At 67.8% G+C, this 17,293-nt stretch carries 9 protein-coding genes; 6 read left to right on the forward strand and 3 right to left on the reverse strand.

Features of this window, described 5'->3' with window-relative positions:
* Window positions 1-58: 58 nt before the first annotated feature.
* The 5 genes from WQQ_RS10365 (at window position 59) to WQQ_RS22990 (ending at window position 8,071) form a co-directional block, all read left to right on the forward strand.
* Entirely contained in the window at window positions 59-1,180 is a 1,122-nt protein-coding gene (locus WQQ_RS10365; protein WP_007185105.1) for a hypothetical protein, read from the forward strand.
* A 42-nt stretch (window positions 1,181-1,222) separates the two neighbouring features.
* On the forward strand, window positions 1,223-2,662 hold the full coding sequence (locus tag WQQ_RS10370) for a flavin monoamine oxidase family protein (RefSeq protein WP_007185106.1): 1,440 nt from the start codon (window positions 1,223-1,225) through the stop codon (window positions 2,660-2,662).
* Window positions 2,646-4,061, forward strand: coding sequence for a tetratricopeptide repeat protein (locus tag WQQ_RS10375; RefSeq protein ID WP_007185107.1), 1,416 nt, complete (start codon window positions 2,646-2,648; stop codon window positions 4,059-4,061). The genes WQQ_RS10370 and WQQ_RS10375 overlap by 17 nt, the downstream gene beginning before the upstream one ends.
* A 93-nt stretch (window positions 4,062-4,154) precedes the next feature.
* Window positions 4,155-6,353, forward strand: coding sequence for a sensor histidine kinase (locus WQQ_RS10380; RefSeq protein ID WP_007185108.1), 2,199 nt, complete (start codon window positions 4,155-4,157; stop codon window positions 6,351-6,353).
* A complete protein-coding gene (locus tag WQQ_RS22990; protein WP_007185109.1) occupies window positions 6,353-8,071 on the forward strand; it encodes an EAL domain-containing response regulator in 1,719 nt (572 codons plus the stop codon). Before WQQ_RS10380 ends, WQQ_RS22990 begins: the two co-directional genes overlap by 1 nt.
* 378 nt (window positions 8,072-8,449) lie before the next feature.
* Here WQQ_RS22990 and WQQ_RS22995 read toward each other — a convergent pair whose 3' ends face one another.
* Window positions 8,450-10,267, reverse strand: a complete 1,818-nt coding sequence (locus WQQ_RS22995; protein ID WP_007185110.1) for a sensor histidine kinase — start codon at window positions 10,265-10,267, stop codon at window positions 8,450-8,452.
* A 146-nt stretch (window positions 10,268-10,413) separates the two neighbouring features.
* Between WQQ_RS22995 and WQQ_RS10395 the strand changes: the two genes are divergently transcribed.
* The gene (locus WQQ_RS10395) at window positions 10,414-11,643 is read left to right on the forward strand and encodes a patatin-like phospholipase family protein (RefSeq protein ID WP_007185111.1); all 1,230 of its coding nucleotides are present in this window, start codon (window positions 10,414-10,416) and stop codon (window positions 11,641-11,643) included.
* Window positions 11,644-11,646: 3 nt separating this feature from the next.
* Here WQQ_RS10395 and glgB read toward each other — a convergent pair whose 3' ends face one another.
* Window positions 11,647-13,866, reverse strand: coding sequence for a 1,4-alpha-glucan branching protein GlgB (gene glgB / locus WQQ_RS10400; RefSeq protein ID WP_007185112.1), 2,220 nt, complete (start codon window positions 13,864-13,866; stop codon window positions 11,647-11,649).
* Window positions 13,863-17,285 carry a maltose alpha-D-glucosyltransferase gene (gene treS / locus WQQ_RS10405; protein ID WP_007185113.1) on the reverse strand — a complete coding sequence of 1,141 codons (3,423 nt, stop codon included), beginning with the start codon at window positions 17,283-17,285 and terminating at the stop codon, window positions 13,863-13,865. Before treS ends, glgB begins: the two co-directional genes overlap by 4 nt.
* Window positions 17,286-17,293: the final 8 nt, after the last annotated feature.

Raw genomic sequence — 17,293 nt, forward strand, 5'->3', positions numbered from 1 at the left:
TATCGCTCCGGCCCCGGGCAGCGCCTAGAATGCGGGCGTTTTCACCGGGGGATTCATCATGGGGATCATCAATCGCGGCGGCCTGCTGGCTGCCTGCTGCTTCGTTCCGGCCGTCGCCTTCGCCGCTCCGGCCACGCTCGTCGGCTGGTTCGATCAACTGCCCAAGCCGCCCAAGAGCGCGGCCGAGGCGCAGGCCAAGGTCAGGCTCCAGAACGGTCGCGTCGAGATCAGCGACGCCGCGTTCGCGAGCTACCTGGCCGAGCTCGACGCCAAGGAAGCGGCGCTCACGCAGCAGAACCAGCACATCGCCGAGAGCTTCGGCGACGGTTCGGACATGCAGGCCGAACTCAGCGCGGCCGCCGGTGGCGACCTGAACGATCCGGAATTCATCGCCAAGCTCGAAGCGATGTCCGATGCCGAGAAGATCGCGTTCGCGCAGCGCATGTCGGCTCCGTCGCAGGCCGCGATGAAGAAGCAGCGCGGCGGCATCAGCATGGCCGGCGACGAACCCGCCGCGGTGCGCACCGCGATGGGCGCGGCGACGAGCTATGCGCAGAACTCGGCGCCGCTCGCGCAGGCGATGGCCGGCCCGAACGGCATCGTGCTGCATTCGACCCACAGTTTCGAAGCCCACGCCAGGCTCGACGCCTCGCTCGACCAGGACGCCAAGACCTGCATGGCCGGCGGCACCGCCGAGCAGCAGACCACCTGCCTGCAGCAGAAGACCACGGCCTGCTGGACGCAGCACCAGACGCTCGCCGAGCAGCAGCTCAAGGCGCTGCAGACGCAGTGGCAGTCGGACTACGCGCAGGCGCGCAAGGCCGCGCAGGAGGCCGACAAGACGCTCGCCCCGGCGCGCTACGGCGAGGCGGCGACCAGCGTCGCCGGCAAGACCCTGCTGCTGAATCATCAGGGCCAGCTGCTGTCGACCGCCAAGCTGCTCGCCCAGAGCAGCGAGAAAGCCTGGCTCGACAGCGCCAAGTGGCAACTCGCGCAGCAGCAGAGCGCCAACGGCGAACTCTCGCCGCTGCCGGGCAGCTGCGGCTACGTGGCGATGTACGGCCGCTCGGGCTCCAACGGCCGCAGCGGCAGCTCGCGTTCCAGGCTCGCGCCGGTCAACGACGCCGCGAAGAAGGCGCAGGACAGTGCCAAGAAGGTGCTCGACTGGCTCAAGAAGTAAGTCGCTGCAGCGTTGTCCTCCGCGCCGTCGCCGATGCCCGCGATGCAGCGACGGCGTCTGCTGCGTGCGCTCGCGGCTGCGCCGCTTGCCGCGTTGCCGCAGGTTTCGCGCACGGCGAACGCGGGTTCCGTCGTCGTCATCGGCGGTGGGCTCGCCGGGCTCTGCGCGGCCTATGAGCTGAATCGCGCCGGTCATCGCGTCAGCGTGCTCGAAGCCGGCGACGAGGTCGGTGGCCGGGCGCGCACCTTGCGCGGCGCGTTCGCCGACGGCTTGCACGCCGAAGTCGGCCCCTTGTACGTGCCCGATGCGCACACCCTGGTTCTGCATTACGCGCGCGCCTTCAACCTCGCGCTCGCCGCCGCGCCCGACGATGCCCGCGTGCCGGTGCGCCTGCTGCGCGGCCGGCGTCTGCGCATGAGCGCATCGAGCGAGCCCGACTGGCCTTACGCCCTGCGTGACGACGAACGCGCGCTCGGCTTCGATGGCCTGTACGCGCGCTATCAGGCGCCGCTGCTCGCGCGGATCGGCGATCCGGTCGACGCGAACTGGTCGGCCGCGACGCATGCGGCGCTCGATGCGCTGTCCTTGCCCGAGGCCTTGATCGAGGCCGGCGCCTCGAAGGCCGCGGCCGAACTGCTCACGGCCGGCTGGGGCGGTCTGTGGGGCGAGGGCATCGCCGGCGTGTCGGCCTTGTGCGTGCTGCGCGATGGCCTGCTGCAGAGCGCATCGAACGCGCATTACCGCTTCGTCGACGGCGTCGATCGCCTGCCGCAGGCGTTCGCGCGCGAACTCGGCGAGCGCGTACGCACCCGCTGCCGCGTGATCGCCATCGAGGCCAGCGAATCGCGGGTGCGTGTCGCCTACCTGCGCGACGGCCAGCGCGAAACCGTCGATGCCGACCGGGCCGTCTGCGCGCTGCCGTTCTGGCTGCTGCGCGCAATCGAAACGCCTGCGCAATGGTCGGCCGGCAAGCGCGCGGCGATCGCCTCGCAGCGCTCGTTCTCGGCCTTGCGCACGACGTTCCAGATGCGCAGCCGCTACTGGCTCGCGCACGGCGAGAACGGGCAGGCGCAAACCGATCTCGGCAGCATCAGCGCGGTCTACGACGTCGGTGCGTTCCAGACTGCGAAGCGTGGCCTGCTGCAAACCTACAGCGGCGGAGCGCAGGCGCGCAGGCTCGCGGCGTTGCCCGAAGCGCAGCGCCACGACGAGATCCTGCATGCGCTCGATCGCGTGTTCCCGGGCGCGCTTGCGCAGTGCGAATCGGCGGTCTCGTGGAGCTGGGACGCGCAGCCGCAGGCGCGCGGAGCTTCGGCCTGGTTCGCGCCGGGTGAGATGGCGCGCCACGCCGCGCACCTGGCGAGCGCCGAAGGCCGCGTGCATTTCGCGGGAGATCACACCAGCCCGTGGATACGCTGGATGCAGGGCGCGCTGCACTCGGGCCTGCGCGCTGCGCGCGAAGTGCATGAAGCCGCTGCTTGAACTCGCAACGAAGCCGCGCCGCGATGCGCTGCTGATCGCCTGCGCGGTGCTGCTCGCGTACGCCAATGCGCTGGGCGGGCCGTTCCAGTTCGACGATTACACCGTCATCGTCGATGCCGGGCCGGTGCACAGCCTGGCGGCCTGGTGGGCCGATCTCGGCCACGGATTGCGGCCGCTGCTCAAGCTCAGCTATTGGCTCGATCACACGATCGGTTTCGGCGCGGCCGGCTTTCACGGCACCAATGTGCTGATCCATCTCGCCAACGCCTTGCTTGTACGCGGCTTCGCCGAGTTCGCCGCGCGGCGCTGGCTGCCGCAATGCGACGAGCGCGCGCAGGCGCGCGCGGCCTTGCTGAGCGCCTTGATCTTCGCCCTGCATCCGGCCAATACCGAAGCGGTGAGCTACATCAGCGCGCGCTCGGTTTCGCTCATGAGCCTGTTGCTGCTGCTCGCGCTCGCGGCCGATCGGCTGCGCTCGGACTTCTGGTCGTTGACGCTTGCGCTGCTCGCCTACCTCGCCGCGCTCGCGGTCAAGGAACCCGCGGTGACGCTCGCGCCGACGCTGTGGCTGCTCGCGCGCTTCGGGCTCGGCCGCAGCGAGGCCTCGCGCTGGCGCGCGCTGCCGTTCTGGCTGCTGCCGATCGGGCTCGCGCTGTGGCTGTTGCCACGCTCCAACTACGAAGACTTTCTGCTCGGCAGCCTCGGCGCGCGTTCGATCGCGGACAACCTGCTGTCGCAGATCGCAGCCGTGTTCGACCTGCTCAAGCTCGCCTTGCTGCTGCGCGCTCCGAACCTCGATCCGCCGCTGATCGAAGTGCATCGCTGGAGCCTTCGCCTGGCGATGCAGCTGGTGACGATGCTCGCCCTGCTGCTCGCGGCGTTCGCGCTGCGGCGCACGCGGCCGTGGCTCGCGTTCGGCGCCGGCTGGTTCGTGCTGCAACTGCTGCCGACCAATTCGCTGCTGCCGCGCAACGATCTCGTCAACGACCGCCAGCTGTACTTCGCCGGCATCGGACTCTGGCTGATCGTCGGACTCGAATGCGCGGCGCGCGGCTGGCTGGCTGAGCGGGGCCGCAATGGCGCAATGACGACGCTTGCGATGTTCGCGCTCTGCGGCTCGCTGGCGGTGCTCACGCATCTGCGTAATCGCGACTACTGCAGCGAGATCGCGCTCTGGCGCGTGACCGCGCTGGCCTCGCCGGACAAGGCGCGGCCATGGAACAACCTCGGTTACGCATTGCAGCTCGAAGGCTGCCGGCAAGCGGCCATCCAAGCCTACGATCGCGCGCTGGCCGCAGACCCGCAGCATCTGCGTGCCCGACACAATCGCGAAGCCTTGCTTGCCGCGATGCCCGGTTCTCAGGCCGAAGCACCAGCGCCGCGCTGCCGCGAACCCTAGCGGCGCCGCGTTCCCCGGGGGTGGTTGTGCCCCTGTTCGCGCCTGCGGGCCGCGCGTACGATCCCGGATCAGGCTCACCGGCTGACGTCCAGGATGGAAGCACGCAGGAGCGAAAAACCCCGGCAGGACGATACGGGCCCCGAGGCGCCCGGGTTCAAGCCGGTGCCGCTGGCCCGCTGGCTGTGGCGAGCCTACCTGCGTTCGGCGCTGTTCCCGATCCTGGCGATCGAGATCGGGTTTCTCGCCACGTACTGGATCGGCACGCTGATCACCTATCGCACCAACATCGGCGTGATCCGCCCGGCCGCGGAAGACGATTTCGCGCGCATGGCCCAGCGCGAAGCGCTCGCCATCGACAGCCGTCTGGCTTCGATCAGCGAACTCGCGAGCCTGTTCGCCGAGCAGGCTACGCGCGCGCTCGCGCAGCCCTACGAGCCCGCCGCGGGCGAAATGCAGCGCTATGCGTTCTCGCCCGAGCGCGGCTACGCGACGCAATCGTCCGACGCCGATGGAGCGGCCGCCGCGTTCTACGCGAGCACCACGCCGCTGTCGGCCGAGCAGCTCGAAACGGTCAAGCGCAGCTCGCAGCTCGATCCGCTCATGCGCTCGATCAAGCAGACCGATCCGCTGATCGCCAAGCTGTATCTGACCACGCGCGACTCCTACACGCGCATTTTTCCGTACAGCGAGAGCGTGCAGTCGTTCTCGCCGAAGGCCGATCTGACCCGGAGCCCGTATTACCTGGCAGCCGACGCCGAGCGCAATCCATCGCACAGGGCCGTCTGGACCGCGATCCACGTCGACCCGGCCACCGATCGCTGGATGATGTCGTCGGTGGCGCCCTTGTATCGAGGCAACACGCTGATCGGCGTCGTCGGCATCGACATCGCGGTCGATGCGCTGGTGCAGCAGGTGCTCGATCTGCATCTGCCCTGGAATGCCTACGGCGTGCTGCTGAACCGCGACGGCACGGTGCTGGCGATGCCGCGCGCGGGCGAGCAGGCCTGGGGCTTTGGCGAAGCCGACGTGCTCGAACACGTCGACCCGCGCGATGGCGATGCGGACCGCCCCGAGCAGCTCAACATTCATCAGCGCGCCGATACGCGGGGCCTCGCGGCGGCGATGGCCTCGGGCGGCAGCGGGCGGCTCGACAATCTGCGGCTCGGCGGCGAATTGTTGCACTCGACCTGGGCGCCGATCGAGGGCGCGGACTGGACGCTGTTGCTGCTGGCCTCCGAAGACACCATTGTCGAACAGGCCGCCCGGCTCAATCACCGCCTGATCGTGGCGGGCTTCGGCATGGTGCTCGCCACGATCGTGGTATTCGTGGTGTTCACCACCTGGCTCGGCCGCCGCGCCCGCGCGCTCGGACGCGAGCTCGGCGGTGCGCTGTCGCGCATCTCGCAGGCGCTCATCGCGATCGGGCGTGGACAGCGCCTGCAAGCCGGCCATCTGCGCTTCGACATACGCGATCTCGATCGCATGGGCGAGCAGATCGTGCGTGTCGGCGAGCAGCTTGCCGAGACCAACGAGGCGCTCGTGCAGGCACAGCACCGGCTCGAATTGGCGCTCATGGAAGAGCAGCGCCTGACCGCATCGCAACGCCGTTTCATCAGCGCGATCAGCCACGAATTCCGCAATCCGCTGTCGATCATCGACAGCACCGCGCAATCGCTCGCGCGGCGTGCCGACCGCATGTCCGCGGAGTCGATCGCCGAGCGCTCCGAAGAGTTGCGCACCGCGGTTCGCCGATTGTCCGAAGTCATCGACAGCGCCAGCGTGTTCATGAGCTTCGAGCAGCAGCGCAACTCCAGCGAAATGCCCGAATGCAATCTCGACGAACTGCTGCAGGGTGTGCGCCATCGGCTGCTGCGCCAGCACGTCGATCGGACACGCGATCTGCGGCTCGATCCCGCCGTGATCGGCACCTCGGTGCGCTGCGATCAGGCGATGCTACGCGTGATCGTGTCGGTGCTCGTCGACAATGCGCTGCGGCATTCGGCCGCTGGGACCGAAGTGCGCATCCGCGCCGAGGCCGCCGGTCGCAGGCTGACGATCTCGGTGAGCGATCGCGGGCCCGGAATGTCGGAGGAAATGGTGTCCCGCGCATTGCTCAGGCCGCTCGAGCACAAGGGCGATACGAGCGGGGCCGGATTGCGCCTCGCGCGCGTGTTTGCGGAGATGTACGACGGCAAGCTGGAAATCGAATCCAAGCTCGGAGCGGGAACGGAAGTGCGAGTGGTCCTGCCGTTGAACGGCGCCACCGGTACGGCGGAGAAGGAGGGAGCCTGATGAGCGCGGCGAGCATACTTTGCGTAGAGGACGAGCCGTCGTTGCGGCGCGACCTGGTCGAGGAACTGCAGGACGCGGGCTACGTGGTGTACGAAGCGCCGGATGGGCGCCAGGCGCTCGAGCTGCTGCAGACGCAGCAGCCCGACCTGGTGCTCTGCGATGTCACCATGCCCGACATCAACGGCCTCGAACTGCTCAAGCGGCTGCGTGCTTCCGAGCTGCCTTCTGCGCAGGTGCCGTTCGTGTTCCTGACCGCGCACGGACAGAAGAGCGACCTGATAAAGGGCCGCGAATTCGGCGCCGACGACTATCTCGTGAAGCCGGTCGATTTCGATCTGCTGCTGAGCCTGCTGCGGTCGCGCCTGCAATCGGTGGCGCGTGCGCGCAGCCGCGTGCAGACCGAGCTCGCCGCCGCGCAGCAGCAGATCGAAAAGCTGCTGAGCCAATCGCTGATGTCGAGCCTGTCGGGGCGGCCGGCTTTGCTCGCGGCGCTGCAGGAGGCGCGCGAGCCGGTCGACCTGCTGCTGTTGCGTCCGACCGAGCTGCAGTATCTCGACGCGGCGCGTGGTGCCGAGCATCAGCAGCGCAGCCTGCATTCGTTTCTCGCGAGCCTTCGCCGGATCGATGCGGCGCTCGATACGCGCGTGTTCGATCTGTCTCCGTATCTGTATGCGCTGGTGATCCCGCGCCGTCCGAATCGCGAAAAGCTCCTGCGCGGGCTCGATGCGCTGCGCGACCAGCAGACGCGGATCGACGGCGCGCCGGTGCGCCTGCGCACGACGATCCTGCTCGCCCCCTACGAGCCGGTGCCCGAAGTTTCGGTCGGCGCCTTCCTCGACGAAACCCTGGTCGCACTGCATCTGGCCCGGCGCGAGGGCGCCGACGAGGTCGTGGTGCTCACGCCCAAGGCCACCGAACGCATGCGCCTGTTGCGCCATGTCGAGGAGATGCTGCCGCAGGCGATCGCGCAGGGCGAATTGTTCCTGCAGTACGAGCCCAAGCTGCAGTTGCGCGACCGCCGCATCATCGGCGCCGAGGCGCTGGTGCGCTGGCACAGCCCGACGCTCGGCATCATTTCGCCCGGGCTGTTCATTCCGGTGATCGAACGCCTGGGCCTGATCGGCACGCTCACGCCGTGGGTGCTCGATCGGGCGCTCGCCGGCCTGCGCACACTGCGCGATCGCGGCCATCGCGAGATCGTCGTGGCGGTGAACGTCTCGGGCTCCGATCTCAAGAACGGGCTCGTGCATGCGGTCACCACCGCGCTCGACCGCCACGGCATTCCGCCGCAGGCGCTGGAGATCGAGATCACCGAAACCGCGATCATCCAGGACCTCAGCGACGCCGCGCAGGTGATGCGTTCGCTGCGCGATCTGGGCGTGCACGTGGCGATCGACGACTTCGGAACCGGCCATGCCTCGCTGACGTATCTGCGCACTTTCCCGGTGGACAGCATCAAGATCGACCGGCTGTTCGTGCAGAGCGTGGATGTATCCTCGGTCGATCAGGCCATCGTCAGCAGCGTCATCGCGCTCGGCTCGGCGCTCGGTCTCATGGTGGTGGCCGAAGGCGTGGAGACCGAATCGCAGCGCGACAAGCTGTCGCGCCTGGGCTGCCTGCATGGCCAGGGGTACCTGTTCACGCGTTCGCTGTCGCTCGATCAGTTCGAGGAGATGCTGAAAGGCCGGGAGACGGGGAACGGGAGACGGGAGACGTAGAAGCGGGGCAGCTGCAGCGAAATCGCTTGCGTGGGACATCGGGAAGGTTTTTCCTTTTGCGTCTCCCGTCTCCCGTCTCCCGTCTCCCGTCTCCCGTCTCCCGTCTCCCGTCTCCCGTCTCCCGTCTCCCGTCTCCCGTCTCCCGTCTCCCGTCTCCCGTCTCCCGTCTCCCGTCTCCCGTCTCCCGTCTCCCGTCTCCCGTCTCCGTCTCCCGTCTCCCGTCTCCCGTCTCCCGTCTCCCGTCTCCCGTCTCCCGTCTCCCGTCTCCCGTCTCCCGTCTCCCGTCTCCCGTCTCCCGTCTCCCGTCTCCCGTCTCCCGTCTCCCGTCTCCCGTCTCCCGTCTCCCGTCTCCCGTCTCCCGTCTCCCGTCTCCCGGCATCAAAGCGGCAGATAAACCGTCATGGTCGTGCCGACGCCCGCTTCACTGTGCAGTTCGATGCGGCCGCCATGCAGTTCGACGAGCTGTCGCGTGATGTAGAGGCCCAGGCCGGTGCCGCGGATGTCGAGCGTGGTGCTGGCGCGAAAGAAGCGTTCGAACACCTGCGGCTGCTCGTGCAGCGGAATGCCGAGGCCGCGGTCGCTCACTTCGATGACGGCGTAGTCGCCGCCGCGATGCGCCTGCACGCAGACCGGCGTGCCGCCCGGCGAATACTTCACGGCGTTGCCGACGAGGTTGGTCAGCACCTGCTCGATCAGCTGCGGATCGGCATTGATCTCGGCAGGCAATCCATCGAAGGAGAACTGGATCTGGTTGAGCGGAGCGAGCTCGGCCTGCTGCTCGATGACCTTGTCGATGAGCTGCACGAGGTTGAACGGCTGCGGCTGGAAGGCCACCTTGCCCTCGTCGAGACGGGCCGAATCGAGCAGGCGCTCGGCGAGCGTGGAGAGTCGCTCGATCTTCTGGCGCAGCTGGCGCAGGCGTTCGGAGGTCTCATCGGCGGGCCAGTCCTGATGATGGCGCAGGACGCGCTGTACGCTCGAATCCATCACCGCCAGCGGCGTCCGCAGTTCGTGCGAGACCACCGAGACCAGCTGTTTCTGCAGCCGGTTCAGGTCACGCTCGCGCTCGAGCGCTCCGTTGAGCCGGGCTTCTGCCTGGCGCAGCTCGTCGACATCGACCAGGCTCAGGATCATCGCGAGTTCGCCGTCGTAGGTCAGCGTCTGTGCGGTGATGCGCAGCGTGAGCTGGCGGCCCTCGGCGACGAACAGGCGGGCGTCGCGCGGGCCGTAGGTCTGGCCGTTGCGCAGGGTGTCGAAGATGTCGCGCATGACCGCGCCGTTGAGCTGGATGAGCTTGCGCGAGTCGTCCGGCAGCTGCCTGGCGTCGGTGGCGAACAGCCGCAGGGCGGCCGCGTTGGCGTACAGCGGGCTCTTGCCGAACGAAGACAGGATCAGCAGCGGAACCGGCGCGAGCTCCATCGCCTGGCGGATGCTCGATTCGCTTTCGCGCACGCGCTGTTCGAGCTGCTGGCGTTCGGACAGGTCGGACAGCGTGACCACCAGGCAGTGTTCGCCGTCGCTCGGATCGCGCGCGAGCCGCAGGTCGGCCATGTACCAGTAGTCGCCGTTATCGGTGTGCAGGCTGAATTCGCTGCGCATGCCGCCATGCGCGGCGGCTTCTTCGAGCAGGCCGAGGCCGGCCTCGGCGTCCTCGAACAGATCCTGCCAGCGGGCGCCCGAACGCCGCAGCATCGGCAGGGCCTCGATGGCGGCTGGATTGGCAAGCGCGACGTCGCCGTCCATCGACACCATCAGCGTGAGCGGCGACGAGTGGCGGAAGCTTTCGATCGAGCGCAGGTCTTCGAGCAGGATCACCGGCCCGGCCGACTCGTGCGCTTCGACGAGGATCAGCAGGGTGCCGTCCGCGAGCCGATACGGTGCGAAGTGACACTGCAGGGCGATGCGCGCGCCATGAACGTGGGTAACCCAGCTTTCGGTCGGGGTCTCGCCAAGGTCGAGCTGGCGTCGCAAATGGTGCAGCCGCGCGACGTCGCCCGCCTCGAACGGACCGAAATCGTAATCGCAAAGTGCCTCGACGCTGGGCTGGCGCAGCAACTCGGCCGCGGCCCGATTGCCCCACACCACTCGCACCGGATCGAGATCCACCAGCCAGACCGGGGTCGCGAGATGCACGAGGATCTGCCCGGCCGGGCCCGCCTTGAGCTGCTGTTCCAATGGTGAGGGCTCTTCCGGCATGGACACTCCCTAGACACGCCGCGAACGCATTATCGGCAGGGCCGGGGGAAGATTAAAAGGGAAGCGACCCTGGCCTCGGCCGTCCCGCGTGGCATCGATTCTGCACCGCAAGCGAGGCGCAATCGAAAGCGACGGGGAAACGCGACATGGCACTTAAAGTGGGGGCAGAGGCGCATCCGGCCGGCATGACCGGGCTCGTGCTGACGGCCGGAGGCGCGCGCGGGGCCTATCAGGCGGGCGTGCTCAAGCGCATCGGCGAGATTCCGGCGCTGCGCCTCAAGCCGTCGCCGTTCCCGATCATCGCGGGGGCCTCGGCAGGGGCGATCAACGGAGCGGCGATGGCCGCTTTCGGCAGCAACCTGGGCGCCGCCACCGACCGTCTTGCCAAGCTGTGGACGACCTTGCGCATGAGCGAGGTCGTGCGGGTGGACACGCGGTCATTGGCGACCACGGTGGCCCGCATGGGCACCGATCTCGCGCTCGGCGGCGTGCTCGGTGCGGGCCGCACGCAGGCGCTGCTCGATGCGGCCCCGCTGCGCCGTTTCCTCGCCCGCTCGCTGCCGCTGGATGGCGTCGCCACCGCGATCGATCGCGGCCATCTGCATGCGCTCGCGATCACCGCGACCGGCTATCACTCGGGGCGCGCCTTCACCTTCATACAAGGCCGGCCCGGCCATGCGCTGTGGCAGAAGAGCCGGCGCGTCGCGCTCGAAGCCCGGCTCACGGTCGATCATGTCTGTGCTTCGGCCGCGATTCCGCTGGTGTTCCCGCCGGTCACGCTCGCCGCCTCGGGAGCCAGGGCGTGGTTTGGTGATGGCGCGATGCGGTTGACGGCCCCGTTGAGCCCGGCGATACGGCTCGGCGCCGACAAGCTGTTCGCCATCGGCATTCGCTCGGCGGCCGTCGCCGGCGATCTGCTGCGCGCCGAGCTCTCACCCGGCGAGGGCACCCACCTGCGCAGGCCACCGCTGTCGCAGATTTGCGGCGTCTTTCTCAACGCGATCTTTCTCGATCACCTCGACGCCGACCTCGATCATCTCGAGCGCATGAACGAGCTCGTATCGGCCTATCAGGCCGCAGCCCGCAAGTCCGTGACGGTGGCAGTGTCGGAGCCGATGCGGGTGATCGAACCGCTTTGCATCACTCCATCGGAAGACCTCGCCGTGGTGGCCAAGACGCATGCGCATCGCATGCCGCCGAGCATTCGCTACGTCATGGACGGGCTCGGCGCGCCGGACGCGCAGAGCGCCGACCTGATGAGCTATCTGCTGTTCGATTCGGCGTTCACGAGCGAGCTCGTGCAGATCGGCTATCGCGATGCGCAGCTGCGCATCGACGAGATCGAGGCCTTCCTGCGCAAGCCCGCAGTGAGCTGAGCGCTACGGCGACAACCAAAGCGTCGACAGCGCAGGCAAGCTCAGTTGCAGGGACTGCGCATGCCCGTTCGCCCATTGGGAGTCGGTCTGCGCGCCGCCGCCGTTGCCCGCGTTCGAGCCCGCATAGTCGGCCGCATCGGTATTGAGCAGCTCGCTCCACCAGCCCGCAAACGGCACGCCGATGCGGTAGCCGTTGCGGCGCACCGGCGTGAAATTGCTGACGACGAGCACCGGCGCGCCGCCATCGCCGGGCCAGCGCAGGAACGCGAACACGCCATTGTCGCGATCGTCGGTGATGACCCACGAAAAGCCGTCGGGATTCGCATCGAGCCTGTGCAGCGCCGGGCGCGCGGCATACAGCGCGTTGAGATCGCGCACGAGCTTCTGCATTCCGCGATGCCGCGGATCGTCGAGCAGGTCCCACTCGATCGAGCCGTCGTGGTTCCATTCGCGGCGCTGGGCGATCTCGCCGCCCATGAACAGCAGCTTCTTGCCCGGATGCGCCCACATGAAACCGAAATACGCGCGCAGGTTGGCGAACTGCTGCCAGGCGTCGCCGGGCATCTTGTTGATCAGCGAGCCCTTGCCGTAGACGACTTCGTCGTGCGACAGCGGCAGCATGAAGCGCTCGGAGAACGCATAGACCAAACCGAAGGTCATCGCATCGTGATCCCAGCGCCGGTAGATCGGATCGGTCTGCAGGTAGTGCAGGGTGTCGTGCATCCAGCCCATGTTCCACTTGAAGTGGAAGCCCAGGCCGCCGTCTTCGACCTTGCCCGAAACCTGCGGCCAGGCCGTCGATTCCTCGGCGATGGTGATCGCGCCCGGGCAGCGCTCGTGGATCAGCTGGTTCATCTCGCGCAAAAAGGCGATCGACTCGAGGTTTTCGCGGCCGCCGTACTGGTTCGGCACCCATTCGCCGTGGTCGCGCGAATAGTCGCGATACAGCATCGACGCCACCGCATCGACGCGCAGCGCATCGATGTGATAACGCTCGACCCACTCGATCGCGCTGCCGAGCAAAAAGTTGCGCACCTCGTTGCGACCGAGGTTGTAGATGTAGGTGTTCCAGTCCTTGTGGAAGCCTTCGAACGGATTCTCGTGCTCGTAGCAGGCGGTGCCGTCGAAGCGCGCTAGGCCATGCGCGTCGGTCGGAAAATGCGCGGGCACCCAATCGAGGATCACGCCGATGTTCGCCGCGTGGCAGCGATCGACGAAGCGCGCGAAATCCTCGGGCCGGCCGTGACGCGCGGTGGGTGCATAGAGCCCGAGCGGCTGATAGCCCCAGGAGCCGTAGAACGGATGCTCCATGATCGGCATCAGCTCGATATGCGTGAAGCCCAGGCCCGCGACGTAAGGCACGAGCCGATCGGCGAGCTCGTCCCAGCTCGGCGAGCGGCCGGCTTCTTCCATGATGCGCAGCCACGATCCGGTGTGCATTTCGTAGACCGAGATCGGCGCGTCGGCGGCCTGGCGTTCGGCGCGACGGCGCATCCAGGCCTCGTCGGTCCAGTGCAGCGGCCGCGGATCGGCGACCACCGATGCGGTCGACGGCGCGACTTCGGTCGCGCGTGCGACCGGATCGGCCTTTTCGATGCGCTCGCCCCAGCGCGACAGCAGCTCGAACTTGTAGAGCATGCCGGCTTCGACGCCCGGGATGAACAGCTCCCAGACGCCGGCGCGATGCCGCAGGCGCATCGGATGCCGGCGCCCGTCCCAGCTGTTGAAATCGCCGATCACCGACACGCGCTGCGCATTCGGCGCCCACACCGTGAAGCGCGTACCGGCGATGCCGTCGATGCTCATCACGTGCGCGCCGAGCGTGTCGCCGTAATGCGGATGCACGCCGTCGGCCAGCTGCTCGAGATCGCGATCGGAGAGCAGCGGGCCGAAGGCGTAGGCGTCGTCGGTGATCTGCTCGGCGCCGCCGGGCCAGACGATGCGCAGCCGGTACGGCTCGTGTCCCGGATAGTCGCCGCTGAAGAAGCCGGCCGGATGGCGCTTGCGCAGTTCGCACAGCAATTCGCCGCTGTCGCGCGAGACCAGCTGCACGGCCTCGGCGCCGGGCTGCAGCGTGTAGACCGCGGTGGCGTTGCCGCTGCGGCGCGGGCCGAGCAAGGCGAACGGATCGCCGTGCGCGCCGCGGATCAGGGCATCGAGCGCGCCCGCATCGGGCAGCGGCGGACCGCCGAAGGCGCTCACTTCTTCGTGTGCGAGCTTCATGAGTGGGACTCCGCTTCGTTGCCGGCCGCTTCGCCGATGATGGCGGCCGCATTGGGCAGCAGGCGCGCGGCGATACGGGCCAGGCCGCGCACCGGCAGGCCGATCCAGGCCGGACGATTCGCGGCTTCGTAGCCGACTTCGTACGAGGCCTTGTGGACCAGGAATAGATCGAGCAGCGCGGACTCGTTCTGCTCGGTCGTCCACGGCTGCGGTGCGAGCGCCGCGGTTTCGCGGTACTTGCCGATGAAGCTTTCCTCGCCGATGCGCGCGAGCCTGCGCAACAGGTCCTCGGCGCGCGCGCGCGAGGCGTCGGTGCGCTTCTCGGTGCCGGCCACCGAGGCGACCGCGTAATCGAGCGAGCGCAGCAGGCCGGCGACATCGCGCATCGGCGAGGTCTTGCGACGACGCTCGTCGAGCGGGCGCTTGGGTTCGCCTTCGAAGTCGATCAGGTAGCAATCGCCGCGCGAGACCAGGATCTGGCCGAGATGGAAATCGCCATGCACGCGCGTGCACAGCGCGGCTCCGCGCGTCTTGGCGCTGTCGCGAATTGCGGCGAGCAGGGCCTCGCGCTCGCTCAGCAGGCGGCGCGCGATGTCGGCCGTGGCCTCGTCGGGCCACTCGCGACGCGATTGCAGGATGTCGAAGGCCTCGTTGAGCTGCTGCGCGGTTTCGTCGGCCCAATGCTGCAGGTCGGCCGGCGACGCGCTATCCGGATTGAAGGCCTCGTTCGCCGACGGCAGCGACAGCGTCGCATGCAGCTCGGCGAGCCGCTGGCCGATGTTGGCGGTGAATGCAGCGTATTCCGCGAGCACCGATTCGAGTTGCTGCGGGTCGTCCTCGCCGACCGAGAAGCGATCGATCGAGCGCTTGAGGAAATCGGTTACCCAGCGCCAGGCATCGCCCTCGTTGTAGAGATAGCCCTGGGCGATCAGCAGCGTGTGCTCGATGCCGTTCTCGTCGATGCGCACGACGTCGCCGAGCAGCGGGGCGGTATTCGCATAGCCGCACTCGGTCAGATGGCGCGTCACTTCGGCTTCGGGATGAATGCCCGGCACCACGCGGCGCACGAGCTTGACGACCGCGGCGTCGGCGATCGTCAGCGAGCTGTTCGATTGCTCGGCCGACAGCCAGTTCACGGCTGCGTCGTCGGCGATCTCGAGCGCCTGGAGGCGCGCACTCGGTCGAAACTCGATGCGGCCCTGCGGGCTGTCGACGGTCGCGGAATCGCGCAGCCCCTTGAGCGTGGCGCGCGCGAGCGATTCGAGCGCGAAGCCATCGGTCAGGTAGCCGACGCGACGACCCTGGCGCACGCGTGCGAGTGCGAGCTGCTGCGGCAAGGCCGGCAAGGTCGCCTCGTCCCAGGCGATACCGACGGGCAGCTGGTAGCGCTCGGATTCGCCATCGCTGTAGTGCACGTCGGCTTCGGCGAATGCGACGTTGGAATCGAACAGCCGCGCCGCGTACGCGATCCGGGTCTTGGCGATCTTGCGATCCTTGGATGCGAACCAGCGGCGCAGCGGCATGTAGGCCGGAAGAATCTCCTGCTCGACGGTGCTGCGCAGCGGTTCGTTGAGCACGTCCATCGGGCCGTTGCGCAGCACCAGCGTGATGAACTCGGGCAGCTGCTCGGGCGGACGCTGGCTGGTCAGCTGCAATTGCTCGGCACCGTTGAGCGAGAACCAGAAGAAGCCGTAAGGCGGCAGCGTGAGCAGATACGTGAGCTGCCCGATCGGCGGAAACGCGGTGTCGCCGAGCAGCTCGACCGGCGTCAGGCCGGCCCACGGCGACAAGTCGAGTTCCACCGCCTGCGCGGTGCGCGACAGGTTGGTCACGCAGAGCAGGGTCTCGTTCTCGTAGCAGCGCACGTACGCGAGAATCTTACGATTGGCCGGACGCAGGAAGCGAATCGCGCCGCGTCCGAAAGCCTGGTGGCGGCGGCGGATGGTGAGCATGCGCCGCATCCAGTTGAGCAGCGAATGCGGATCGCGCGACTGCGATTCGACGTTGATCGCCTCGTAGCCGTAGAGCGTGCCCTGCAGCGCCGGCAGCACCAGGCGTTCGGGGTCGGCCTTCGAGAATCCGCCGTTGCGGTCGGGCGTCCACTGCATCGGCGTGCGCACGCCGTCGCGATCGCCGAGATGGATGTTGTCGCCCATGCCGATCTCGTCACCGTAGTAGATGACCGGCGTGCCGGGCATCGACAGCAGCAGCGAATTCATGAGCTGGATACGGCGCGGATCGCGTTCGAGCAGCGGTGCGAGCCGGCGCCGGATGCCGAGGTTCAGGCGTGCGCGGCGCTCGGTGGCGTAGGTCTCCCAGAGATAGTCGCGCTCCTTGTCGGTGACCATTTCGAGCGTGAGCTCATCGTGGTTGCGCAGGAAGATCGCCCATTGGCAGCCTTCGGGAATGTCCGGCGTCTGCCGCATGATGTCGACGATCGGGAAGCGGTCCTCCTGCGCGATCGCCATGTACATGCGCGGCATCAGCGGAAAGTGGAAGGCCATGTGGCATTCGTCGCCACGGCTGATTGCGCTGCCCGCATCCGGAACGCCGCCGAAGTAGGCCTGCACGTCTTCGGGCCACATGTTGGCCTCGGCGAGCAGCATCTTGTTCGGATACTCGTCGTCGATGACCTTGCGGATGGTCTTGAGGATCGCGTGGGTCTCGGGCAGGTTTTCGTTGCTGGTTCCGTCGCGCTCGATCAGGTACGGAACCGCGTCGAGACGCAGGCCGTCGACGCCGATGTCGAGCCAGTGCCGCATCACGCGCAGCACCGCCTTGAGCACTTCGGGGTTGTCGAAATTGAGGTCGGGCTGGTGCGAGTAGAAGCGATGCCAGAAATAGGCGTTCGCGACCGGATCCCAGGTCCAGTTCGACTTCTCGGTGTCGCAGAAGATGATGCGCGTTTCGGTGTAACGCTGGTCGGTGTCGGACCACACGTAGAAATTGCGATGCGCCGAGCCGGGCTTGGCGCGCCGCGCGCGCTGGAACCACGGATGCTGGTCGCTCGTGTGGTTGATGACGAGCTCGGTGATCACGCGCAGGCCGCGCGCATGCGCCTCGGCGATGAAGCGCTTGGCATCGCCCATCGTTCCGTAGTCGGGATGCACGCCCTTGTATTCGGCGATGTCGTAGCCGTCGTCGCGGCGCGGGCTCGGATAGAACGGCAGCAGCCAGATCGTGTCGACGCCGAGCTCGGCGATGTAGTCGAGCTTGCTGATCAGGCCGCGAAAATCGCCGATGCCGTCACCGTTGCCGTCGAAGAACGATTTCACGTGCAGCTGGTAGATCACCGCATCGCGATACCACTGCGGGTCGTCGCTGAGCTGGTTCTTCCGGCGCCGCGACGAGGGCGTGCTGATGTTCTCGTCGAGGGCTTCGAGCTCTTCCGGATTGATGCCGCCGAAGTCGGTCGTCATCTCGCACT

This window comes from Hydrocarboniphaga effusa AP103 (assembly GCF_000271305.1).
In the GTDB taxonomy this organism is placed as follows: Bacteria; Pseudomonadota; Gammaproteobacteria; order Nevskiales; family Nevskiaceae; genus Hydrocarboniphaga; species Hydrocarboniphaga effusa.